General features: G+C 70.1%; 22 protein-coding genes. 17 read left to right on the top strand and 5 right to left on the bottom strand.

Annotated elements, in window-relative coordinates; all coding sequences use genetic code 11:
* Nucleotides 1-105 precede the first annotated feature (105 nt).
* Nucleotides 106-1,998 carry a sulfate adenylyltransferase subunit CysN gene (gene cysN / locus ABLE88_RS20750; protein WP_348833657.1) on the bottom strand — a complete coding sequence of 631 codons (1,893 nt, stop codon included), beginning with the start codon at nt 1,996-1,998 and terminating at the stop codon, nt 106-108.
* Nucleotides 1,998-2,906, bottom strand: coding sequence for a sulfate adenylyltransferase subunit CysD (cysD, locus tag ABLE88_RS20745; RefSeq protein WP_348833655.1), 909 nt, complete (start codon nt 2,904-2,906; stop codon nt 1,998-2,000). The genes cysN and cysD overlap by 1 nt, the downstream gene beginning before the upstream one ends.
* 485 nt (nt 2,907-3,391) lie before the next feature.
* Here cysD and ABLE88_RS20740 point away from each other — a divergent pair, with 485 nt between their 5' ends.
* Both ABLE88_RS20740 and ABLE88_RS20735 read left to right on the top strand, forming a co-directional pair.
* A complete protein-coding gene (locus ABLE88_RS20740; RefSeq protein ID WP_348833654.1) occupies nt 3,392-4,804 on the top strand; it encodes a mannose-1-phosphate guanylyltransferase/mannose-6-phosphate isomerase in 1,413 nt (470 codons plus the stop codon).
* Nucleotides 4,805-5,108: 304 nt separating this feature from the next.
* Nucleotides 5,109-6,413 (top strand): UDP-glucose dehydrogenase family protein, encoded by a 1,305-nt coding sequence (locus ABLE88_RS20735; protein ID WP_348833653.1) that lies wholly within the window; start codon nt 5,109-5,111, stop codon nt 6,411-6,413.
* Between the two features lie 39 nt (nt 6,414-6,452).
* On the opposite strand, the gene ABLE88_RS20730 is transcribed toward ABLE88_RS20735, so the two are convergent.
* On the bottom strand, nt 6,453-7,652 hold the full coding sequence (locus ABLE88_RS20730) for an acyl-CoA dehydrogenase (RefSeq protein ID WP_348833651.1): 1,200 nt from the start codon (nt 7,650-7,652) through the stop codon (nt 6,453-6,455).
* 184 nt (nt 7,653-7,836) lie between these two features.
* On the opposite strand from ABLE88_RS20730, the gene ABLE88_RS20725 reads away from it, so the two are divergent.
* From ABLE88_RS20725 to ABLE88_RS20715, 3 genes are all read left to right on the top strand, one after another.
* Complete coding sequence (locus ABLE88_RS20725; protein WP_348833650.1) at nt 7,837-8,469, top strand: TetR/AcrR family transcriptional regulator; 633 nt, start codon at nt 7,837-7,839, stop codon at nt 8,467-8,469.
* A gap of 108 nt (nt 8,470-8,577) precedes the next feature.
* Nucleotides 8,578-8,832, top strand: coding sequence for a DUF2934 domain-containing protein (locus tag ABLE88_RS20720; protein WP_348833649.1), 255 nt, complete (start codon nt 8,578-8,580; stop codon nt 8,830-8,832).
* A 28-nt stretch (nt 8,833-8,860) separates the two neighbouring features.
* Entirely contained in the window at nt 8,861-9,049 is a 189-nt protein-coding gene (locus ABLE88_RS20715) for a DUF3008 family protein (protein ID WP_348833648.1), read from the top strand.
* 258 nt (nt 9,050-9,307) lie between these two features.
* Here the strand turns inward: ABLE88_RS20715 and ABLE88_RS20710 are convergent, their stop codons facing one another.
* Nucleotides 9,308-10,057, bottom strand: a complete 750-nt coding sequence (locus tag ABLE88_RS20710; RefSeq protein WP_348833647.1) for a TetR/AcrR family transcriptional regulator — start codon at nt 10,055-10,057, stop codon at nt 9,308-9,310.
* A 115-nt stretch (nt 10,058-10,172) separates the two neighbouring features.
* Between ABLE88_RS20710 and ABLE88_RS20705 the strand changes: the two genes are divergently transcribed.
* The 12 genes from ABLE88_RS20705 (at nt 10,173) to ABLE88_RS20650 (ending at nt 19,781) form a co-directional block, all read left to right on the top strand.
* On the top strand, nt 10,173-11,168 hold the full coding sequence (locus tag ABLE88_RS20705; RefSeq protein ID WP_348833645.1) for a tripartite tricarboxylate transporter substrate binding protein: 996 nt from the start codon (nt 10,173-10,175) through the stop codon (nt 11,166-11,168).
* 1 nt (nt 11,169) lies between these two features.
* Nucleotides 11,170-12,351, top strand: a complete 1,182-nt coding sequence (locus ABLE88_RS20700) for an acyl-CoA dehydrogenase family protein (protein WP_348833643.1) — start codon at nt 11,170-11,172, stop codon at nt 12,349-12,351.
* Nucleotides 12,352-12,553: 202 nt separating this feature from the next.
* On the top strand, nt 12,554-13,360 hold the full coding sequence (locus ABLE88_RS20695) for a DUF4198 domain-containing protein (RefSeq protein WP_348833642.1): 807 nt from the start codon (nt 12,554-12,556) through the stop codon (nt 13,358-13,360).
* A 7-nt stretch (nt 13,361-13,367) separates the two neighbouring features.
* Nucleotides 13,368-14,030, top strand: coding sequence for a cobalt transporter CbiM (cbiM, locus tag ABLE88_RS20690; protein WP_348833641.1), 663 nt, complete (start codon nt 13,368-13,370; stop codon nt 14,028-14,030).
* Entirely contained in the window at nt 14,027-14,749 is a 723-nt protein-coding gene (locus tag ABLE88_RS20685) for a NikL family nickel/cobalt ECF transporter subunit (RefSeq protein ID WP_510182927.1), read from the top strand. Before cbiM ends, ABLE88_RS20685 begins: the two co-directional genes overlap by 4 nt.
* A 2-nt stretch (nt 14,750-14,751) precedes the next feature.
* Nucleotides 14,752-15,516, top strand: coding sequence for a cobalt ECF transporter T component CbiQ (gene cbiQ, locus ABLE88_RS20680; RefSeq protein ID WP_348833640.1), 765 nt, complete (start codon nt 14,752-14,754; stop codon nt 15,514-15,516).
* A complete protein-coding gene (locus tag ABLE88_RS20675) occupies nt 15,513-16,241 on the top strand; it encodes an energy-coupling factor ABC transporter ATP-binding protein (RefSeq protein WP_348833639.1) in 729 nt (242 codons plus the stop codon). Before cbiQ ends, ABLE88_RS20675 begins: the two co-directional genes overlap by 4 nt.
* Before the next feature lie 78 nt (nt 16,242-16,319).
* The gene (gene nikR, locus ABLE88_RS20670; RefSeq protein WP_348833638.1) at nt 16,320-16,805 is read left to right on the top strand and encodes a nickel-responsive transcriptional regulator NikR; all 486 of its coding nucleotides are present in this window, start codon (nt 16,320-16,322) and stop codon (nt 16,803-16,805) included.
* A gap of 195 nt (nt 16,806-17,000) precedes the next feature.
* Nucleotides 17,001-17,381, top strand: a complete 381-nt coding sequence (locus ABLE88_RS20665) for a YciI family protein (RefSeq protein WP_348833637.1) — start codon at nt 17,001-17,003, stop codon at nt 17,379-17,381.
* A gap of 25 nt (nt 17,382-17,406) precedes the next feature.
* Nucleotides 17,407-18,660, top strand: coding sequence for an RNA polymerase sigma factor (locus ABLE88_RS20660; RefSeq protein ID WP_348833636.1), 1,254 nt, complete (start codon nt 17,407-17,409; stop codon nt 18,658-18,660).
* Between the two features lie 81 nt (nt 18,661-18,741).
* On the top strand, nt 18,742-19,167 hold the full coding sequence (locus ABLE88_RS20655; RefSeq protein ID WP_348833635.1) for a VOC family protein: 426 nt from the start codon (nt 18,742-18,744) through the stop codon (nt 19,165-19,167).
* A 38-nt stretch (nt 19,168-19,205) separates the two neighbouring features.
* Nucleotides 19,206-19,781: an SRPBCC domain-containing protein gene (locus tag ABLE88_RS20650; protein ID WP_348833634.1), complete on the top strand. Its 576-nt coding sequence runs from the start codon at nt 19,206-19,208 to the stop codon at nt 19,779-19,781.
* Nucleotides 19,782-19,818: 37 nt separating this feature from the next.
* On the opposite strand, the gene ABLE88_RS20645 is transcribed toward ABLE88_RS20650, so the two are convergent.
* On the bottom strand, nt 19,819-21,225 hold the full coding sequence (locus ABLE88_RS20645; RefSeq protein WP_348833633.1) for a TRAP transporter large permease: 1,407 nt from the start codon (nt 21,223-21,225) through the stop codon (nt 19,819-19,821).
* Between the last annotated feature and the right edge of the window lie 3 nt (nt 21,226-21,228).

Raw genomic sequence — 21,228 nt, 5'->3', positions numbered from 1 at the left:
CCGCGATCCCTCCGCGCATGCGCGGCGGACGCGAGGAGCGCCGCATTGGCTATCTGCCCGGGGCTCGGGAATCAAGCCTCGGGCGAGGGTCCGGCGCGGCCAGGATCAGAAGTAGCCGCGGCTCTGAAGGTATTCTACGACCTCATCCGCCAAGGCTTCGGGCGACGTGGTGCCGCCCTCCAGCACGATCTCCGGCGCCTCGGGGCGCTCATAGGGGCTGTCGATGCCGGTGAAGTTGCGGATCTCGCCCGCCCGCGCGCGCTTGTAGAGGCCCTTGGCGTCCCGGCTCTCGGCCACCGCCAGCGGCGTGTCGACGAAGATCTCGACGAACTCGCCCGGCCCCAAAAGCTCGCGCGCCATGGCCCGCTCGGCGCGGAACGGTGAGATGAAGGACACCAGAACGATCAGCCCGGCGTCCACGAACAGGCGCGAGACCTCGGCCACGCGGCGGATGTTCTCGACCCGGTCGGAGGAGGTGAAGCCGAGGTCCTTGTTGAGCCCGTGGCGCACATTGTCGCCGTCCAGCATGGTGGTGTGGCGGCCGAGCTGGTGCAGCTTCTTCTCGACGATGTTGGCGATGGTGGACTTGCCGGCGCCCGACAGGCCGGTGAACCACAGCACCACCGGCTGCTGGCCCTTCATCGCCGCGCGGCTCTGCCTGGTCACCTCCAGTGCCTGCCAGTGCACGTTGGTGGCGCGCCGCAGGCCGAAATCGATCATGCCGGCGCCGACCGTGAGGTTCGATATGCGGTCGATGACGATGAAGGACCCGGTCTGCGGCACCGCGGCGAACGGGTCGAAGGCGACCGGCGCCAGGGTGGCGAAATTGACCACGCCGACCTCGTTCAGCGCCAGCGTCTTGGCCGCGAGCCGCTGGAAGCTGTTCACGTCCACCTTGTGCTTGATCTCGGTGACCGAGGCGCCGACCGTGCGGGTGCCGATCTTGACCAGATAGGAACGACCCGGGAGCAACGGCTCCTCGTGCATCCAGATGAGGTGCGCCGCGAACTGGTCGGAGAAATCCGGGCGCGCGGCGGCCGCCGCGATCACGTCGCCGCGCGAGGCGTCCACTTCGTCGGCGAGGGTGAGGGTGACGGCCTCGCCGGCCTCCGCCTCGGGGCGCTCGCCGTCGCCGGTGACGATGGACTTCACCCGCGTCGTGACGCCCGAGCTCGCCACCACCACCGGGTCGCCGGTGCGCACCACGCCCGAGGCGATGGTGCCCGAGAAGCCGCGGAAGTCGAGGTTCGGCCGGTTCACCCATTGCACCGGCAGGCGGAACGGGCGCGAGGCGGCCGCGCGCACCACCTCCACCGCCTCCAGGTGCTCCAGCAGCACCGGGCCATGGTACCACGGTGTGTGCGGGCTGCGCTCGATCACGTTGTCGCCGAAGCGCGCCGAGAGCGGGATCGCGACCAGGGTCTCGAAGCCGAAATCGTGCGCGAACGACCGGTAGGCGGCGACGATCTCCTCGAACACGCTTTGCGAGAAGTCCACGAGGTCGATCTTGTTGATCGCCAGCACGACGTGGCGGATGCCCAGCAGCGAGACGATGTAGGAGTGCCGCCGGGTCTGGGTCAGGATGCCCTTGCGGGCGTCCACCAGGATCACCGCGAGGTCGGAGTTGGAGGCCCCGGTCGCCATGTTGCGGGTGTACTGCTCGTGGCCGGGGGTGTCGGCGACGATGAACTTGCGCGTGTCGGTGGCGAAGAAGCGGTAGGCGACGTCGATGGTGATGCCCTGCTCGCGCTCGGCGGCGAGGCCGTCCACCAGCAGCGCGAAATCGAGGTCGGCGCCGGTGGTGCCGTGCTTGCGCGAATCGTTCTCCAGCGTCGCCAGCTGGTCCTCGAACAGAAGCTTGGTGTCGTAGAGCAGGCGGCCGATCAAGGTGGACTTGCCGTCGTCCACGCTGCCGCAGGTGAGGAAGCGCAGCAGGCTCTTATTCTCCTGGGCGGCGATATAGTCCGCGGCGGCGCCGGGGCTCAGGGTCTGGTCCATCAGAAATAGCCCTCGCGCTTCTTCTTCTCCATGGAGGCGGCCTCGTCGTGATCGATCAGGCGGCCGGCGCGCTCGGAGGTGCGGGCGATCAGCATCTCGCGCACGATCGCCTCGAGCGTGGTGGCGTCGCTGTCGATGGCGGCGGTCAGCGGATAGCAGCCGAGCGTGCGGAAGCGCACCTGGCGCATCTGCGGGGTCTCGCCCGGTTCCAGCGGCAGCCGGGCGTCGTCGACCATGATCATCTGTCCGCCGCGCCACACCACCGGGCGCTCGGCGGCGAAATAAAGCGGCACGATCGGGATCCGCTCCAGCAGGATATATTGCCAGATGTCGAGCTCGGTCCAGTTCGACAGCGGGAACACGCGCAGGGATTCGCCCTGCCGGATGCGCGCGTTGTAGAGGTTCCACAGTTCCGGGCGCTGGTTCTTCGGGTCCCAGACGTGGTTGGCGGAGCGGAAGGAGAAGATGCGCTCCTTGGCGCGGCTCTTCTCCTCGTCGCGGCGCGCGCCGCCAAAGGCCGCGTTGAAGCCGTGTTTGTCGAGCGCGGCCTTCAGCGCCTCGGTCTTCATCACCTGGGTGTAGAGCGAGGAGCCGTGGTCGAACGGGTTGATGCCCTGGGCGAGGCCGTCCTCATTGGTGTGGACGATGAGGTCGAAGCCGAGCCGGCGCGCCGTCTCGTCCCGGAACGCGATCATCTGCCTGAACTTCCAGGTGGTGTCGATGTGCATCAGCGGAAACGGCGGCTTCGAGGGATGGAATGCCTTCACCGCCAGATGCAGCATCACCGCCGAGTCCTTGCCGATGGAATAGAGCATCACCGGATTGCTCAGCTCGGCGGCCACTTCGCGCATGATGTGGATGGATTCGGATTCCAGCCGCTTGAGGTGCGTCAGGCGATCTTGGGACACGGTTGCCACCTTGAATGTTGAGCCTTCACCATGAGGTTGCGTCGCCGCGCGGCGCGGCCGAACCCGCCACGCGTGCCCGCAAGTTCCGGCTGTCGGAGGAAGAAAAAGATCTCTCGCATCGTCCTTCGGCTTTGCTGCGGAGTGTATTCTACAGAATTCGTTGTAAATTACCGCCCCTGAAGCCGCAGATCATGCACGCAATGCGTCCGCACCGTGCACGAAGACAAGGGAGGTGTAGATACACTGCGCCAAGTTGCTGTGCAATGCGGCGCTGTGGTCGGCGCCGAAAGGGCGGCCCTGATTGCCGATTCCCCCGCAGACCCGCGCCGGCGGGGCCTTCCCGCGCCGTCGCGGACGGTCCATCGGGCACAAAATCGCTCCTCATATTGCACTGCGGGGTGCTGGACGGGCGGTAGGGCCTGTGTCAAAGCTAGGGCCCTACGTCCCGGGGGACCGCGACGGTCGGATCGACGGAAGAGGCAAAGATGAAGATCGTGCCTGTAATCTTGGCGGGTGGCACAGGAACCCGCCTCTGGCCGCTGTCGCGCAACAGTCTTCCCAAGCAATTCCTTCCGCTCAACTCGAATTTCAGCTTGTTCCAGGAGACGCTGCTGCGCGCCGCGCCGGGAGCCGAGTTTGCGGATCCGGTGGTGATAACCAGCCACGACTATCGCTTCTACGCGCAGCGGCAGGCGCAGGAGATCGGCATCACGCCCACCGTGCTCCTGGAGCCCGCCCGCCGCGACAGCGCCCCGGCGGTGATCGCGGCGACCGCCTATGTTGCGGCGCAGCATTGCCCCGAAGCGCTGGTGCTCGTTCTGGCCTCCGACCACGTGGTGCTGGAGACCGACAAGTTCCGCGCCGCGGTCTCGGTGGCGGCGCGGGCGGCTGCGCTCGGCAACATCGTCACCTTCGGCATCGCCCCGGATCGCCCCCGCACCAGCTACGGCTATATCGATGTGGGCGAGCCGCTCGCCGTCCCAGGGGCCTTCAAGGTGCGCGCCTTCGTCGAGAAGCCCGACGCCGCCACCGCCCAGAAATACATGGATGCCGGCTACCTCTGGAATTCCGGCAACTTCGTCTTCCCCGCCAACGTCATGCTGTCGGAAGCCGAGGCCTTCGAGCCGGAGATCGCCCGCTGCGCCATCAGCGCGGTGGAGCAGGCCAAGGTGGACATCGGCTTCCTCAAGCTCGACCAGGCCGCGTTCGAGGCGGCGCCGGCCAAGTCCATCGACTTCGCGGTCATGGAGCGCACCACCAAGGCGGCGGTGGTCAAAGGCGACTTCACCTGGTCCGACGTCGGCGCGTGGGATGCGGTCTATGAGATCGGCACCGCCGACGACGCCGGCAACGTCACCAAGGGCCCGGTGACGCTGCTCGACAGCGACGGCAATTATGTGCGTAGCGACGGACCTCTGGTGGCCGGCATCGGCATCGAGAACCTGGCGGTGATCGCCACCGAGGACGCGGTGCTGGTGATGCCGACGAACCGCAGCCAGGACGTCAAGGCGCTGGTGGGGGCGCTGAAGAGCGCCCGCCGCAACGAGGTGGAGAGCCACAACAAGGTCTACCGGCCCTGGGGCAGCTATGAGAGCGTGTGCCGCGGCGAGCGATTCCAGGTGAAGAAGATCGTGGTGGAGCCCTCCGGCACCCTTTCGCTCCAGAAGCACCATCACCGGGCCGAGCACTGGGTGGTGGTGCGCGGCACCGCCGAGGTGACCGTGGGCGAGAAGGTGGTCACCTTGAACGAGAACGAGTCGATCTACATTCCCATGGGCAGCGTGCACCGGCTGGCCAATCCCGGCCGCATTCCACTGGAGCTGATCGAGGTGCAGACCGGCTCCTATCTGGGCGAGGACGACATCGTCCGCCTGGAGGACATCTACCAACGCGTCTGAGCCATTGCGGGTCATGCGGCGGGCCGTCGCCCCGCGCCTTCGGGCGCCGGGTCGACGGCCCGCGCCGCTTTGCCCCTTCCCCTCCATCGCGCGAGGGCGCAAAAGGCAGACATCGGGAAGTCACAGTTGGTGGATTATCCGCTGCCGACAATCGGATGAGCGGATGTCCGCCGCACGAGCCCGCACCGGTCTGCCCGCAACGCGGCGCGGCCCGGCGGTCTCGATCGGGGAACGGGAGCCGGCATGGAGCGGACCGCCGTGGTCCGACCGCATCCGGCCCGAGCGGACAAGTGGACGAGCGACAATGCACGTGACGATGATCGGCGCAGGCTATGTGGGGCTGGTTTCCGGGGCGTGCTTCGCCGATTTCGGCCACACCGTCACCTGCGTCGATACTCATGAGGGCAAGATCGCGGCGCTGAAGCGCGGCGAGATCCCCATCTTCGAGCCCGGCCTCGCCGACCTCGTCGCCGCCAACATGAAGGCCGAGCGCCTGTTCTTCACCGCCAGCCTTGCCGAGGGCCTGGCGAAGGCGGAGGCGGTGTTCATCGCCGTCGGCACGCCCTCGCGGCGCGGCGACGGCCATGCGGACCTGTCCTACGTCTACCAGGCGGCGCGCGACATCGCCCGCGGCATCTCGCGCTACACGGTGGTGGTGACCAAGTCGACGGTTCCGGTGGGCACCGGCGACGAGGTGGAGCGCATCATCCGCGAGACCCGGCCCGACGCCGAATTCGCGGTGGTCTCGAACCCTGAATTCCTGCGCGAGGGCGCGGCCATCACCGACTTCAAGCGGCCCGACCGCATCGTCCTCGGCACCGAGGACGAGCGCGCCAAGCAGGTGATGGCCGAGCTCTACCGGCCGCTCTATCTCAACCAGGCGCCGCTGCTGTTCACCGCGCGCCGCACCGCCGAGCTCACCAAGTACGCGGCCAACGCCTTCCTCGCCACCAAGATCACCTTCATCAACGAGATCGCCGATCTGTGCGAGCAGGTGGGCGCCAACGTGCAGGACGTGGCGCGCGGCATCGGCCTCGACAACCGCATCGGCGCCAAGTTCCTGCATGCGGGGCCGGGCTATGGCGGCTCGTGCTTCCCCAAGGACACGCTGGCGCTCATCAAGACCGCGCAGGACTACAACGCGCCGATCCGGATCGTGGAGACGGTGGTCTCCGTCAACGACCAGCGCAAGCGGGCCATGGCGCGCAAGGTGATCCACGCGCTCGGCGGCACGGTGCGGGGTAAGACCATCGGCGTGCTCGGCCTCACCTTCAAGCCCAACACCGACGACATGCGCGACGCCCCCTCCATCTCCATCATCACCGCGCTCCAGGATGCGGGCGCGGTGGTCAAGGCGCACGATCCCGAGGGGGTGGAGCAGGCCAAGCTGGTGCTGGAGGAGGTCGGTTATGTGGAGACCCCCTATGCGGCGGCGGAGGGGGCCGACGCCCTGGTCATCATCACCGAGTGGGACGCCTTCCGCGCCCTCGATCTCAAGCGCATCCACACGCTGATGCGCTCGCCCGTGGTGGTGGACCTGCGCAACATCTACCGGCCCGACGAGATGGCGGCCCTGGGCTTCGCCTATCAGAGCGTCGGGCGCGCCTGACGGGCGGAGCGGATCCTTTGATCCGCTCCGCTTGGCGCCTCAGAAGAAGGCCTGGATGCCGGTGATGGCGCGGCCGATGATGAGGGCGTGGATGTCGTGGGTGCCCTCATAGGTGTTCACGGTCTCGAGGTTCGCCGCGTGCCGCATCACATGGTAGTCCGCCGAAATGCCATTGCCGCCGTGCATGTCCCTGGCGATGCGGGCGATTTCCAGCGCCTTGCCGCAATTGTTTCGCTTGATGAAAGAAATGGTTTCCGGCGGCAAACGTCCCGCATCCATGAGCCGGCCCGCCTGCAGGCAGGCCTGGAGGCCGAGGGCGATCTCGGTCGCCATGTCGGCGAGCTTCTTCTGCACCAATTGGGTGGCGGCGAGCGGCCGGCCGAACTGCTTGCGGTCGAGCGTGTATTGCCGCGCGGCGGCATAGCACGCCTCGGCGGCGCCCATGGCGCCCCAGCCGATGCCGAAGCGGGCGCGGTTGAGGCAGCCGAACGGACCGGCGAGGCCGGTGGCATTCGGCAGCAGGTTCTCCTCCGGCACCACCACGCCGTCGAGCACCACTTCGCCGGTGATGGACGCGCGCAGCGAGAGCTTGCCCTCGATCTTCGGCGTGGAGAAGCCCGCCATGCCGCGCTCGACGATGAAGCCGCGGATGGCATTGTCGTGCGCCGCCGACTTCGCCCACACCACGGCGAGATCGGCGATGGGGGCGTTGGTGATCCACATCTTCGAGCCGGTGATGCGGTAGCCGTCCGCCACCTTCTCGGCGCGGGTGCGCATGCCGCCGGGATCGGAGCCGGCATCCGGCTCGGTGAGGCCGAAGCAGCCCACCCACGCGCCGGTGGCGAGTTTGGGCAGGTATTTCTGCTTCTGCGCCTCGGAGCCGTAGGCGTTGATGGGGTGCATGACCAGCGAGGACTGCACGCTCATGGCCGAACGGTAGCCCGAATCCACGCGCTCCACCTCGCGGGCGGCGAGGCCGTAGGAGACATAATTGAGGCCGGCGCCGCCATATTCCGCCGGCACGGTGGGGCCGAGCAGGCCGAGGGCGCCCATCTCGTTCATGATCTCGCGGTCGAACCGCTCCTCCAGATAGGCCGAGGTGACGCGCGGCAGGAGCTTGTCCTGCGCATAGTCGCGCGCGGTGTCGCGCACCATGCGCTCCTCGTCGGCGAGCTGGCCGTCGAGGCCGAAGGGATCGGTCCAATCGAACACGGGCTTGGACGAGGACGGCGCGGCCATGGCGATGCTCCCTGGTTTCGGCGCGGTCGGCGATTTACATACCGACCAGTCGGAATATAATGCGTGCGATATAGCGCAAGCCGCGCGCGGAGTCGAGATGGGAGGCCCAACCCTGGCCAGCAACGATCACAAGCCGCGTCCCCCCGCCGCCCCTGCGACCGGTCCGGCGCGCGGACGGCCGCGCATGGCCCCGGGCGCGCCCGGGGAGGAGGGGGAGGAGAAGCGGCTCGGCCGGCCGCCGCTGGTCAGCGATCCGCGCGAGGAGATCCTGCGCCAGGCCGCGAAACTGTTCGCCCAGAAGGGATATGGCGCTTCCTCGCTGGCCGAGGTGGCGGCGACGCTCAATTACTCCAAGGGTGCGATCTACAACTATTTCGCCACCAAGCAGGAGATCTACGACGCCATCATCATCCGCACCCTGGACGGGCTCAACCAGGCGGCCGCGGCGGCGGTGGCCGAGGGCGGGAGCCCGCACGCGCGGCTGCGCCTCTTCATGATCGGCCATGCGCGCTATCTGGCGGACAATTACGACAGCTTCGTCACCATGCTGGTGGGCTATTCCGGCATGGCGAACGCGGCGCTGAAGGACGAGGCCCTGCGCTTGCGCGATGCCCACGAGGGCCAGCTGCGCGCCATCATCGCCCAGGGCGTCGCCGACGGCTCGTTCCGCGCCATGGACGTCGCCATGACGGGGCGCGCCGTGCTCTCGCTGCTCTCCTGGATGGCGCGCTGGTATCGCCCCGGCGGTGCCATGGCGGCGGAGGACGTGGCCGACTTCTATTGCGATCTCATCGCCTCCGGCCTCCTGCCGCGCTGAACCGGGCCGCGCCGGAGGCCGGCGCGCCGCCGCCGCGCGCGGAACCGGCCTTCTCCAGGGGCGTTACCGCGCCGGGGAAGGGGCGATCTGTGACCAACGGAGGCTGCCATGACCACGTCCGGCGCAAGCGCAGGCAAGGCACCCGAGAAGAGCGCAACCGAAAAGAGCGCATCCACGAGGACCCACGCGGCGACGCCCGCCGGCGATCCGCAGGCCACGGGCGGCCTGACCGAGACCGAGCGGGACCGCATCAAGCGCCGGGCTCACGGGCTGTGGCGCGAAGCCGGCTCGCCCCAGGGCCGCGACCGCGAGTTCTGGGAGCAGGCCGAGCTCCAGGTTCTGAAGGGCGGCCCGTCCGCCTGATCCGCCCCACTTTCAAGGAGACCAGGCGATGCCGGCGAAATCCCAAGCCCAGCAGAAGGCGGCGGGTGCCGCCTTGGCCGCCAAGCGCGGCGACATGCCCAAGTCCGAGCTGAAGGGCGCCTCGCGCTCGATGGCGGAGAGCATGAGCGAGAAGGAGCTCGACAAGATGGCCTCCACCCCGCGCAAGGGAAAGCCGCAGCACGCCAGCAAGGGCTGACGGCGCTGCGTGGTGGGGGAGACCCTCTCTTCCGGCGGGAGAGGGCAGGCGGGCAGCGGCCGATGGCGCGCTTCCGCCCTGCGCGGGGAACCTCTCACCCCCACCCTCTCCCTCAGGGAGAGGGAGGCCGGCGCGCCTTTGGGAGACGTGTTTCCCGGGAGGGAGCCGCGGTGCGCAAAAGGAACCCTCTCCCCCGTGGGGAGAGAGTAGGGTGAGTGGGCGGTACGCCGGGGCGGTCGCGCGCCCGGCGATGGCCCCTCAGCCCGGGTCGCTTTGGCGCGCGAGGGCGGCGGCGGTGGCGGGGGAAAGGGCCGCGGCGAGCGCCCCTTCGGTCATGTCCACCAGATTGGCGACGAACGCCTCTTTCTCCAGCCCCAGATTGAGCCGGCCGGCCGCTTTGTCGCGCTCCCAGTCGGCCAGAGCGTAGATCGCCTGGCGCAGCGCGATCGAGACCCGGTCGCGCACCAGCGCGCGCGGCAGATGGGGCAGGATGGCGTGCAGCAGGCTCACCACCCGCGAGAGGCTGGCGTCGTTGCGGTCCTTGGCGATGGCCCAGATGTCGAATTGCTGGCTGGCGTAGAACTGCGCCAGGAAGCGGATGTAGTGGTTGGAGCCGCTGCCGTCGTTGAGCTGGGCGGCGAGCGGCAGGATGAACACCCGCGCCAGCGCCCTGAGGTCCCCGGCGAGCCCCGCCTCCTGAAGCGCCTTCAGTTCGGCGAGGCGCGCGGTGTTCACCGCCGACATGCGCAGGTCCAGGATGGCCGTGATCAGCGCTTCCTTCGAGCCGAAATAATAGTGGATCGCCGAGGCGTTCTGCTGGTCCGCCGCGCGGTTGATCTCGCGCATGGAGGTGGCGTCGATGCCGTGGGAGGCAAACAGGCGCTCGGCCACCGCGATCAGATGCGCGCGGGTGGTCTTCTCGCCAGCGGCTTGCGCTGGCGGCGCGGGCCGCGCGCGGCCACTGCCCGGCGGGCGTCCCCGGCGCTTCTCGGGCCTCGGCTCGTCCATTCTTCGTCTCCCCGGCCCGCCCAGGCTTGCCAGTTTAAATCACTTGAATTAATCTTGCCAGCGTCATCGAAGGCCCGCATCAGCACGGGCCGTGTGCTGTCCTGGGAGGAACCCTATGTCCACTGCCCCCGTCATCCTGCGAAGCCTGCGCCGCGCGGGTCTCGCGCTCGCGCTCGGCCTCGCCGTCGCGCCGGGCGCCGCTCTGGCGTCCGAAGCCTGCACCAGCGATGTCGTCACCTTCGTCGTTCCCTATGCCCCCGGCGGCGTGGTGGATCTCGTCGGCCGCGTGGTGGCCGACGAGCTGCGCTCCAGCATCGGCCAGAACGTGGTGGTGGAGAACAAGGCCGGCGCCGGCAGCAATATCGGCACCGCCGCTGTCGCCCGCGCCGCGCCGGACGGGCGCACGCTGATTCTCGCGAGCGCCGCGCACACCATCAATCCGAGCCTCTACACCAAGCAGGCCTTCGACCCCATCAAGGACTTCGCGCCGGTGGGCATGGTCGGCTCCGTGCCCAACCTCATCGTCGTCAACCCCGAGGTGCCGGTCAATTCCATGGCCGAGTTGGTCGCCTATGCCAAGGCCAATCCCGGCAAGCTGAATTTCGGCTCCGCCGGGTCCGGCTCCTCGCCCCATCTCGCCATGGAGATGCTCAAGAGCAAGGCCGGCATCGACATGCAGCACGTGCCCTACCAGGGCCAGCCGCAGGCGACGCAGGACCTCATCACCAACCGCATCCAGGCGATGGCGCTGACCATGACGCTCGCGCTGCCGCTGGTGAAGGACGGCAAGCTGAAGGCGCTCGCCATCACCTCCGACAAGCGCTCAGCGGCGCTGCCCGACGTGCCCACCGTGGCGGAGACCGTGGCCCCCGGCTTCAACGTGGTGACCTATCTCGCCGTCCTCGCCCCCACCGGCACGCCGGAGAAGACCGTGAAATGCCTCAATGCCGCGCTGGTGGCGGGCCTTGCCAAGCCGAGCGTGATCGAGCGCCTGAAGCCGCTCAGCGTGGTGATCGCCCCCTCCACGCCGGCCGAGCTCGGCGCCTTCATGGTGAAGGACCGCGACCAGTGGGCGCAGGTGATCAAGTCCGCCGGCATCACGGTGCAATGACATGCACGGCGCGGCATCTGCCCGGAACGTCTCGTTCCAAGACTATCTCGAGGAAATCAGGACCTTCACCCGGGAGGTGCTGCGCCCGGCGGAAGAGACCGTCGAGCGCGAGGACGCGATCCCCGCGGACATCGTCGACGCTATGCGGCGCATCGGCCTGTTCGCGATCACGCTGCCGCACGAATATGGCGGGCTGGGCTGGACCATGGAGCAGCAGGCGCTGCTGACCATGGAATTCACCCAGGCCTCGGCGGTCTACCGCTCGCGGTTCTCCACCACCATCGGGCTGACCTCCCAGGTCATCCTCGACTACGGCACGGACGCTCAGCGCAAGCGCTATCTGCCGGCCATGGCGTCGGGCGCCATGACCGGCGCCTTCTGCCTCACCGAGGAGGCGGCCGGCTCCGACGCGGGGGCGGTGGAGACCCGCGCGGTGCGTGATGGCGACGCCTATGTCATCACCGGCACCAAGCGCTACATCACCAACGCGCCGGATGCCGACGTCTTCATGGTGGTGGCGCGCACCGGGGAAGGGGAGGGCGCGGATGCGCTCTCCTGCCTGCTGGTGGAGCGCGGCACGCCGGGACTCTCGACCCCGCCGCACGACCGCATGATGGGCCAGCGCGGCTCGCACGTGGGCGAGGTTCATTTCGCCGAGTGCCGCGTGCCGGTCTCCGCCCTGGTGGGCGGGGCGGAGGGCAACGGGCTCAAGAAGGCGCTGCGCGGCATCAACCACGCCCGCACCCATGTGGGCGCCACCTGCGTCGGCCAGGCGCTGCGGCTGCTGGACGAGGGGACGGCCTACCTGCTGGAGCGCCAGCAGTTCGGCAAGCCCATCGGCGAGTTCCAGGCCATGCAGGTGCTCCTCGGCGAGAGCCAGTCCGAGGTGCTCGCCGCCCGCGCCCTGGTGCTGGAGGCGGCGCGCGGCTTCGACCGCGGGCCGCCGATCCCCATCGTCGAGATCGCCTGCGCCAAGCTGTTCGCCTCCGAGATGGTGTCGAAGGTGGCGGACCGGGTGGTGCAGATGCTGGGCGGGCAGGGCTATCTGGAGCAGCGCGCGGTGGCGCGGCTCTATCGCGACGTGCGGCTGTTCCGCATCTTCGAGGGCACCTCGCAGATCCAGCAGACCAACATCGCCCGCGCCGTGCTGCGCAACGGCCGCCCGTTTCCGCTCACCGCCTGACGCCATTTCCGTTCGCCGGTTTATCGACCCGCCGCCCGCGCCCCCGCGCGGGCGGCTTTTTGTCGCCGCCGGACGCCACTGGCGCATTTTCATCGGCGCGCTCCATTTCAGTTGACGTATGACGATTTTTTAAGAAAGTATGATCAAACGAACCCGCCCCGCGGGGCCGGGTCCGCGCGATGGCTGGGGAGGGGAGGCTGACATGCTCGATCATTTGCGCCGCGCGATCCCAATCGTCGCCCTGGCACCTCTGCTCGTCGCCAGCCCGGCCGCCGCCCATTTCCAGGAGATCCTGCCCTCCGCCGACGTGCTGCCGGACGGCGGGGCGGTGACGCTGGACCTCGTCTTCACCCACCCCATGGAAAACGGGCCGGTGATGGACATGAAGAAGCCCAAGCGCTTCGGCGTGAAGGCGGGGGGCAAGGTGAGCGACCTGACCGCGAGCCTCGCCGCCGCGCCGGTGGACGGCAAGGGCGCCTGGCGCGCCGGCGCCGACCTCAAGCAGCCCGGCGCCGCCGTATTCTTCGTCGAGCCGCAGCCTTATTTCGAGCCCGCCGAGGGCAAGTTCATCGTCCATTACGCCAAGGTGGTGGTGGACGGCTTCGCCTCCGGCGAGGGCTGGGACGCCATGGTCGGCCTGCCGGTGGAGATCGAGCCGCTCGCCCGCCCCACCGGCCTTTGGACCGGCAACCTCTTCCGCGGCATCGTGCGCAAGGCCGGAAAGCCGGTGCCGTTCGCCGAGATCGAGGTGGAATACGTGAACGACGGCACGGTGAAGGCGCCCAACGAGGCCTTCATCACCCAGGTCATCAAGGCCGATAGGGAGGGGGTGTTCGCCTATGCCATGCCGCGCGCCGGCTGGTGGGGCTTTGCCGCTCTGATGGAGGCCGACGCGCCGATGACCGCCCCCGACGGCAAGAAGGTGCCGGTGGAGCTCGGCGCCCTGATCTGGGTGAAGGCCACCGACATGGTGCCGGCGCCGGTCGCCGGCGCCGGCAAGGCGAAGTGAGGGCGCGATGGCGCACATCCCCGACGGCGTGCTCTCGGTGCCGGTGCTGGCCGGCGGCGCCGTGCTCGCGGTGGCGGGCATCGGCTATGGCCTGCGGCGGATCGGCGAGGAGGATATCCCGAAGGTCGCGATCCTCGCGTGCGCCTTCTTCGCGGTCAGCCTCGTCGCCATCCCGGTCGGGCCGTCGAGCGTGCATCTGCTGCTGTCGGGGCTGATGGGGCTGATGGTCGGGCCGGCGGTGTTTCCCGCCGTGTTCGTCGGGCTGGTGCTGCAGGCGCTCATGTTCGGCTTCGGCGGGCTCACCACGCTCGGCGTCAACACCGTGACCATCGCATTGCCGGGTCTCGCCTGCGGGGTCCTGCTCGGGCTGCTGCTGCGCGGCGCGGCGCCCGCCAGGGCGGGAGTGGTCGGCGCCGTCGCCGGCGCGGCTTGCGTGCTCCTGACCGGCGGCATGGTGGCGGGCGCGCTGGCGCTCTCGGCCTCCGAATTCGTGCCCTCCGCGCGCATCATCCTGCTCACTTACCTGCCGCTCGCCGTGGGCGAGGCGCTGGTGACCGGCTTTGCGGTGGCGTTCCTCGCCAAGGTGCGGCCGGAGGCCTTCGCCGCTCATGGGGCTGCCGCCCCCGTGGCATCGGGCGTGGCCGGCGCGTTCGCGGGGGAGCGGCCGTGAGGCGCCGGGGCTCGCATCTTGCCCGGCCGGCGTTCGCCGTCCCGCTGCTCGCCGGCCTGGTTCTCGCTTTGGCGCCGGCGCCGGCCGCGGCGCACCGGCTCAAGCTGTTCGTGACCGTGGAGGGAGACCGCGTCTCCGGCTATGCCTTCTTCATCGGCGGCGGCCGGCCGAACGGCGCCCCCGTCGCCTTCCGCGACGCGTCGGGGCGCACGCTCGGCACCGCCACGACCGACGCGGACGGCGCCTTCGCCTTCACCCCGGAGCGCAGCGAAACCATCACCGTGGTGGTGGACGCCGGCGACGGCCACGCGGCCGAGGCGCGCGTGACCGCGGACCGCTTTGCCGGCGGCGCGGGCCCCTCCGCTGCCCCCGGCGTCGGACCATCGGCCGGTATGTCGTCCATCCCGATGGCGGCCGGCCCTGCGCCCGGGGCGTCATCGTCCGTCGCCCGCCGGGCGAATGGCCCCGCGCCCGCCGATGCGCCGGACGCCGCCGCGCCCGCTTTGCCCGCCGCCTGCGATCCCGCCGCGCTCGCCGCGCTGGTGGACGTCGCGGTGGCGCGCCAGATCCGCCCGCTGCTGGAGGCCGAGGCCGAGGCCGAGGGCCGGGTGCGCTTCAACGACGTGATGGGCGGCATCGGCATGATTGTCGGCCTCGCCGGCGCGGCGCTGTGGGCCTCATCCCGCCGCGCCCCGCGCGGCCCGCAAGCGCCGGCCTAGCGATGCCGGCCGCCCCGCGCGCCGCGCCCGCGCCCGTCGCCTTCGGCATCGCCGCGCTCGATCCGCGCACCCGCCTCCTCGGCGCGGTCGCCGCGGTGGCGGCGGTGGCGCTGCTCTCCGGTCTCGCCGTGCTGGCGGCGGTGACGCTCGGCGCGCTCGCGGCGGCGCTCGCCTGCGGGCCGGGGCGCCCGGCGCTCGCGCGCCGGCTGCTCCATCTGGAGGGCTTCATGCTGGTGCTGCTGGCCGTCCTGCCGTTCACGGTTCCCGGCACGCCGCTGTTCGGCGCGCCGCCGCTGGTGGCGAGCGCGGAAGGCCTTGCCCGCGCGCTGGCGATCCTGCTCAAGGTCAATGCCTGCGGCTTCCTCGTGTTCGCGCTCCTCGCCGGGCTCGAGCCGGTGCGCCTCGGCGGCGCGGCGCTGGCGCTCAAAGTGCCGGAGCGGCTGGTGCAGCTGTTCCTCATGGTGGTGCGCTATGCCGGGGTGCTGCGCGCCGAGGCGGCCCGGCTCCAGGAGGCCATGCGGGCGCGCGCCTTCGTGCCGCGCTCCTCGCTCCACACCTGGCGCACCTACGGCCACATGCTCGGCATGGTGCTGGTGCGGGCGCTGGAGCGGGCGGAACGGGTCTCCGAGGCCATGCGCTGCCGCGGCTATGGCGGCCGCCTGCCGCCGCCCTCCGGGCAGCTGGGCTTCGGCGCCGTCGATCTCGCCTTCGCCGGCCTGCTCGGCGCCGCGATCCTTGCCGCCTTCGCCGCCGAGCACCTGCGGTGAGCCCGCTTCTGGCGCTCGAAGGCGTCGGCGTGGCGCGCGGCGGGCGCAGCGTGCTCGCCGGCGCCGACCTGGCGCTTTATCCGGGCGAGCGGCTCGCGCTCGTCGGCGCCAACGGGTCGGGCAAGACCACGCTGCTGCGCACCCTGGTCGGCCTGGAGCGGGTGACGGCGGGCCAGGTCTGCGCCTTCGGCCGGGCGCGCGCCGGGGAGAAGGACTTCCGCGCCGTGCGCGCCCGCGCCCAGCTGATGTTCCAGGACCCCGACGACCAATTGTTCTGCCCCACCGTGATCGACGACGTGGCCTTCGGCCCGCTCAATCTCGGGCGCAGCCGGGAGGCGGCGTTCGCGCAGGCGCGCGCGGTGCTGGATCGCCTCGGTCTGCTCGCTCTGGCGGACCGGGTCACGCACCGGCTGTCGGGCGGGGAGAAGCGGCTCGTCTGCCTCGCCGCGCTCATCGCCATGGCGCCGGACGTGCTGCTGCTGGACGAGCCCACCAACGACCTCGACGACCACAACCGCGCGCGCATGATCGACATCCTCGCCGGGCTCGATGCGGCGCTGCTGATCGTTTCCCACGACCGCGCCTTCCTGGAGCGCCTCGCCACCCGCGCCGTGCTGCTGAAGGACGGCAGGCTCGAGGCGGCAATCATCCACCGCCACCGGGTGACGCAGGAGGAGGTCCATATCCACGGCCTCGATGCCGGCCACCGGCACAAGCGCTTCTGAGGCGCTGGACGCGGCCGCGCCGGCGGCCTACCTCGTTGCCAGGGGCGGACCAGCCCAGGCCCCGCAGGAGGAGACGCCATGCAGCGGGTGACGGTGACCCTCGACGAGGACCTCATCGCCGAGCTCGACCGCTTCATCGAGAGCCGCGGCTACCAGAACCGCTCGGAGGCGGTGCGCGACCTCGCCCGCTCGGGCCTGCGCCAGGCGGCGGAGGCGGCCGGGGAGGGGGAGGACGCGGTGGGCGCCCTTGTCTACCTCTACGACCACGAGGCGCGGAACATGTCGAAGCGCCTCACCGAGGCGCACCACCGCCATCACGACCTGTCGGTGTGCACGCTGCACATGCATCTCGACGACGCCCAGTGCCTGGAGGTGGCGCTGCTGCGCGGGCCGACGCGCAGCCTGCGGCACTTCTCCGAGCACCTCATCGCCGAGCGCGGCGTGCGCCACGGCCGGCTGGTTCTGGTGCCGGTGGAGGCGCGCGCCGGCGGCCCCGCCGCGGATCCTGGGGGCCACGGGCACGGCCACGGGCCGGGCCATCACCACCACCACGACGAAGACTGAGCCGGGGCGCCGTCTTGAGGTCTTCGGTCGGTGGCGCGTCGGTCCACCACCGACGGGCGCCTCCATGCCCCGGCCGGGCCGACGGGAGGCTGCGGGCCGTCTTCAAACGGCCCAATCGCGCCCCCACTTTTTGCCGCAGCCTGTCGGCATTGGGCATAGTCCCGCGTCCTTCGGACCAAAAGGAGCACGCCGCCCATGATGTACGCCATTCTCTGCTACCACGAGGAAGACGTGGTCTGCGCCTGGACCAAGGAGCAGGATGACGCCGTGATGGCGCGGCTCGCCGTGGTCCAGGAGCGGCTCGTGAAGGAGGGCAAGATGGGCGCCTCGCTGCGCCTTCTGCCCACCTCCGCCGCCACCACTCTGCGCAAGACCCAGGAGCCGCCCCTCGTCATCGACGGGCCGTTCGCCGAAACCAAGGAGCAGCTGCTCGGCTTCTATCTGGTGGACGCCGCCGACCTCGACGAGGTGCTGGAGATCGCCCGCGCCTTGGGCGAGGCCAATCCCGGCGGGGCGCTGGAGATCCGGCCCGTGGGCCTGTTCCTGCCCGATCTGCGAGTGGGCGCGACGGCGTGAGCGGCGCGCCGGAGGAGAAGCCCCGATGACCGACGCCGCCTTCGTCCATGGCGCGCTCACCGCCGCGCGACCGCAGGTGATGGGGGCGCTGCTGCGCTATTTCCGCGACCTCGACACTGCCGAGGAGGCCTATCAGGAGGCCTGCCTGCGGGCCTTGAAATCCTGGCCCCAGAAGGGGCCGCCGCGCGATCCGGTGGCGTGGCTGATCCTGGTCGGGCGCAACGCCGCGCTCGACGGCAAGCGCCGTGCGGCGCGCGACGCGCCCTTGCCGCCGGACGAGGCGATCTCCGATCTTGAGGACATGGAAGTGCCCATGGCCGAGCGGCTCGACAGCGCGCATTACCGCGACGACGTGCTGCGCCTGCTGTTCATCTGCTGCCACCCCGAACTGCCCCACACCCAGCAGATCGCGCTCGCGCTGCGGGTGGTCTCGGGCCTGTCGGTGAAGCAGATCGCCCGCGCCTTCCTGGTGAGCGAGGCGGCCATGGAGCAGCGCATCACGCGGGCCAAGGCGCGCATCGCCAAGGCCGAGGTGCCGTTCGAGGCGCCCGGCGCGGTGGAGCGGGCGGAGCGGTTCCAGACGGTGGCGGCCATGATCTATCTGGTCTTCAACGAGGGCTATTCGGCGGCCGGCGATCCGGAGCGCGCCGGGCTGAGCGAGGACGCGATCCGCCTCGCGCGGCTGCTGCTGCGCCTGTTCCCCTCCGAGCCGGAGATCATGGGCCTGCTCGCCTTGCTCCTGCTCCAGCACGCCCGCGCCCGTGCCCGCTTCGACGCGGCGGGCGAGCCGGTGCTGCTGGAGGAGCAGGACCGCGCCTTGTGGGACCGCGAGCGCATCAATGAAGGCCTCGCGCTGGTGGACAAGGCCATGCGTCACCGCGCGCCCGGACCCTACCAGATCCAGGCCGCCATCGCCGCGGTCCATTCCCGCGCCGCGCGGGCGGCGGACACCGATTGGAACCAGATCGACGCCCTTTATGCGGTGCTGGAATATATGCGGCCCTCGCCGGTGGTGACGCTCAACCGCGCGGTGGCGGTGAGCAAGGTGAAGGGGCCGCAGGCGGCCCTCGCCATGATCGAGCCGCTGGGAAACCAGCTGTCCGGCTATTTCCACTTCTTCGGCACCAAGGGCGCCTTCCTGCTCCAGCTCGGCCGCAAAGCGGAGGCGAAAGTCGCCTTCGACACGGCCATCAGCCTCGCGGGCACCACCGCGGAGGCCTCAGCCATCCGCCGCCATCTCGATTTCATCGCCCATGCGTGCCAGCCTGAAAAAAACTGAGCGGGCTGTCGGCGCGGGCGCCGGCCGCACGTCATTGTCAGGAGCCCGCCCCCCCCGGCGCGCGATCGAGGAGAACGAGCCATGGACGAGACGGCGCAGAACCTCAAGGCCGGCGCGGCGCCGGTGAAGGGCGGCGTGGTGCCCTATCTGCAGATCGACGGCGCCGTGGCGGCAGCCGAACTCTACGGCCGCGCGCTGGACGCGCAGACCGTGGCCCTGATCCCGCCCGACGACAAGGGGCGCACCATGCACGTGCACCTCTACATCAACGGCTCGTCGGTCATGATGAGCGACCCCTATCCCGAATGCGGCCACGCGCTGGAGAAGGCGCAGGGCTACTCGCTGGTGCTCCAGGTCACCGACATCGACGCCTGGTGGGTGCGCGCCCGCGCCGCCGGCTTCGAGGAGGTGATGCCGGTGCAGGAGATGTTCTGGGGCGCCCGCTACGGCCAGCTGCGCGACCGCTTCGGCGTGCTGTGGGCCATGAACCAGCCGATCGGCGGGTGAGCGGCCCACCCTCCCAGAACGCCGCAGGAAGGCACGAAATGTCCGTCAAGGCAGGGTCCGGCGAAGCCTGGACCAGCAAGACCCGCAGCCGGATCCCCGCGGATCGCCCGAGCCTGGACGAGATGGCGGCCGAGGCCCGCGCCCGGCCCGGCACCCTGCGCCTGGCGCCACGCGGCGACCAGGAGATCCTGATCGCGCGGGCGTTCGCGGCACCGGCCACGGCGCTGTTCCGCGCCTGGACCGACGCCGCGGTGGCGCGCCAGTGGCTCGGCGGGCCGGACTTTGCCATCCTGGAGGCGGCGGTGGACCCGGTGCCGGGCGGCGCCTACCGTTATGTCCTCGGTGACCGGCAGGGCCGCGTCATGAGCTGGGGCGGCACCTTCACCGCGGTGGAGCCGGGCCGCGCCCTGCGCGCCACCGAGTGGTCCGATCCCGCCTGGTATCCGGGCGAGACGCGCCTCGCGCTGGAGCTGCGCGAGGCGGCGGGGGAGACCGTGGCGCTCCTCACGCTCGGCTATGAGAGCTTTACGGCGCGCACGCAGGTTCTGCGCTCGCCCATGGATCATGGGCTCGCCGCCGCCTTCGACCGCTTGGCCGCGCTGCTGGCGCGCTGACGGCCCGAACCGGCGCGCCGCGGGCGCCGGGCCGCCCTCACCGGCCGAGCCCCATGGCGTTGGGCAGCCAGAGCGTGAGCGCCGGGATATAGGTGATGGCGATCAGCGCCAGCAGCAGCGGCACCAGCCACGGCAGGATGGCGATGGTGGTGCGCTCCACCGACAGCTTCGCCACCCGCGCCAGCACGAACAGCACCATGCCGAGCGGCGGGTGCAGCAGGCCGATCATCAGGTTCAGCACCATGATGAGTCCGAAATGGATCGGATCGATGCCGAGCTTGAGCACGATCGGCAGCAGGATCGGCACCAGGATGGTGATGGCGGCGATGGTGTCGATGAAGCAGCCGACGAACAGGATCAGCAGGTTCGCCAGCAACAGGAACACCCATTTGTTCTGGGTGAAGCCGAGGATCGCCTCGGAGAGCATCTGCGCCGCCTGGCTGGCGGTGAGCAGCCAGGCGAAGATCGAGGCGGCGGTGACGATGAACAGCACCGAGGCGGTGGTCTCGATGGTGTCGAACGTCGCCTTGGCCAGCGTGCGCAGCGTCATGGAGCGGTAGCGCACGAGGCCGAGGAACAGCGACCAGATCACCGCCGCCACCGCCGCCTCGGTGGGGGTGAACCAGCCGAGCGTCATGCCGCCGATCAGGATCACCGGCGTCATCAGCGCCATCACGGCGGAGAAGTCGAAATACCAGTCGAGGGCGACGAGGGCGGCGAGCGCGATCAGGACCGCCTGGTTGGTGGAGAGCCCGAGCGCGATCATGAGATAGACCGCCAGCGGGAAGGCGAGCACCACGACGATTTCGACGCCGGCCGACGCCAGCTGGCGCCAGGAGAAGGCGGCGTCCGAGCCCCAATTGTTGCGGCGCGCGAAATAGGCGACCGTGATCATCATCAAGAGCGTCATCACCGCGCCCGGCACCACCCCGCCGAGAAACAGCGCGCCGATGGAGACGTTCGCCAGCATGCCGTAGATCACGAACGGCAGGCTCGGCGGGATGATCGGGCCGAGGGTGGCGGAGGCGGCGGTGACGCCGACCGCGAACTCGGTGGAATAGCCATGGTCCTTCATGGCCTTGATCTCGATGGTGCCGAGCCCGGCGGCGTCGGCGATGGCGGTGCCCGACATGCCGGAGAAGATCACCGAGCCGATGATGTTCACCTGGCCGAGGCCGCCGCGCATCCAGCCCACCAGCGCCACCGCGAAGGCATAGATGCGCCCGGTGACGCCGGCGATGTTCATCAGGTTGCCGGCGAGGATGAAGAACGGCACCGCCAGCAGCGGGAAGCTCTCGACGCCGGCGATCATGCGCTGGGCGATCACCACGTCCGGCACCGTGCCGGAGACCAGGATGTAGATGAGCGAGGAGCCGGCGAGGGCGATCGCCACCGGCACGCCGCAGATCAGAAGCGCGAGGAAGGCGCCGATGAGCAGCCACATGGC

It is taken from the genome of Xanthobacter luteus (genome assembly GCF_040049235.1).
GTDB lineage: Bacteria > Pseudomonadota > Alphaproteobacteria > Rhizobiales > Xanthobacteraceae > Xanthobacter.
The sequence above is the reverse complement of the archived record's forward strand: the minus strand, read 5'-3'. Positions and strand labels throughout refer to the sequence as shown.

Bases quoted from the DNA above. Each gene is read 5' to 3' on its own strand.
- cbiQ (WP_348833640.1), top strand. From the start codon at position 14,752: ATGCCGGCCGCCCCGCGCGCCGCGCCCGCGCCCGTCGCCTTCGGCATC.
- ABLE88_RS20660 (WP_348833636.1), top strand. From the start codon at position 17,407: ATGACCGACGCCGCCTTCGTCCATGGCGCGCTCACCGCCGCGCGACCG.
- nikR (WP_348833638.1), top strand. From the start codon at position 16,320: ATGCAGCGGGTGACGGTGACCCTCGACGAGGACCTCATCGCCGAGCTC.
- ABLE88_RS20655 (WP_348833635.1), top strand. From the start codon at position 18,742: ATGGACGAGACGGCGCAGAACCTCAAGGCCGGCGCGGCGCCGGTGAAG.
- cysN (WP_348833657.1), bottom strand. From the start codon at position 1,998: ATGGACCAGACCCTGAGCCCCGGCGCCGCCGCGGACTATATCGCCGCC.
- ABLE88_RS20740 (WP_348833654.1), top strand. From the start codon at position 3,392: ATGAAGATCGTGCCTGTAATCTTGGCGGGTGGCACAGGAACCCGCCTC.
- ABLE88_RS20695 (WP_348833642.1), top strand. From the start codon at position 12,554: ATGCTCGATCATTTGCGCCGCGCGATCCCAATCGTCGCCCTGGCACCT.
- ABLE88_RS20665 (WP_348833637.1), top strand. From the start codon at position 17,001: ATGATGTACGCCATTCTCTGCTACCACGAGGAAGACGTGGTCTGCGCC.
- ABLE88_RS20650 (WP_348833634.1), top strand. From the start codon at position 19,206: ATGTCCGTCAAGGCAGGGTCCGGCGAAGCCTGGACCAGCAAGACCCGC.
- ABLE88_RS20700 (WP_348833643.1), top strand. From the start codon at position 11,170: ATGCACGGCGCGGCATCTGCCCGGAACGTCTCGTTCCAAGACTATCTC.
- ABLE88_RS20710 (WP_348833647.1), bottom strand. From the start codon at position 10,057: ATGGACGAGCCGAGGCCCGAGAAGCGCCGGGGACGCCCGCCGGGCAGT.
- ABLE88_RS20735 (WP_348833653.1), top strand. From the start codon at position 5,109: ATGCACGTGACGATGATCGGCGCAGGCTATGTGGGGCTGGTTTCCGGG.
- ABLE88_RS20645 (WP_348833633.1), bottom strand. From the start codon at position 21,225: ATGTGGCTGCTCATCGGCGCCTTCCTCGCGCTTCTGATCTGCGGCGTG.
- ABLE88_RS20730 (WP_348833651.1), bottom strand. From the start codon at position 7,652: ATGGCCGCGCCGTCCTCGTCCAAGCCCGTGTTCGATTGGACCGATCCC.
- cbiM (WP_348833641.1), top strand. From the start codon at position 13,368: ATGGCGCACATCCCCGACGGCGTGCTCTCGGTGCCGGTGCTGGCCGGC.
- ABLE88_RS20725 (WP_348833650.1), top strand. From the start codon at position 7,837: ATGGCCCCGGGCGCGCCCGGGGAGGAGGGGGAGGAGAAGCGGCTCGGC.
- ABLE88_RS20715 (WP_348833648.1), top strand. From the start codon at position 8,861: ATGCCGGCGAAATCCCAAGCCCAGCAGAAGGCGGCGGGTGCCGCCTTG.
- ABLE88_RS20705 (WP_348833645.1), top strand. From the start codon at position 10,173: ATGTCCACTGCCCCCGTCATCCTGCGAAGCCTGCGCCGCGCGGGTCTC.
- ABLE88_RS20720 (WP_348833649.1), top strand. From the start codon at position 8,578: ATGACCACGTCCGGCGCAAGCGCAGGCAAGGCACCCGAGAAGAGCGCA.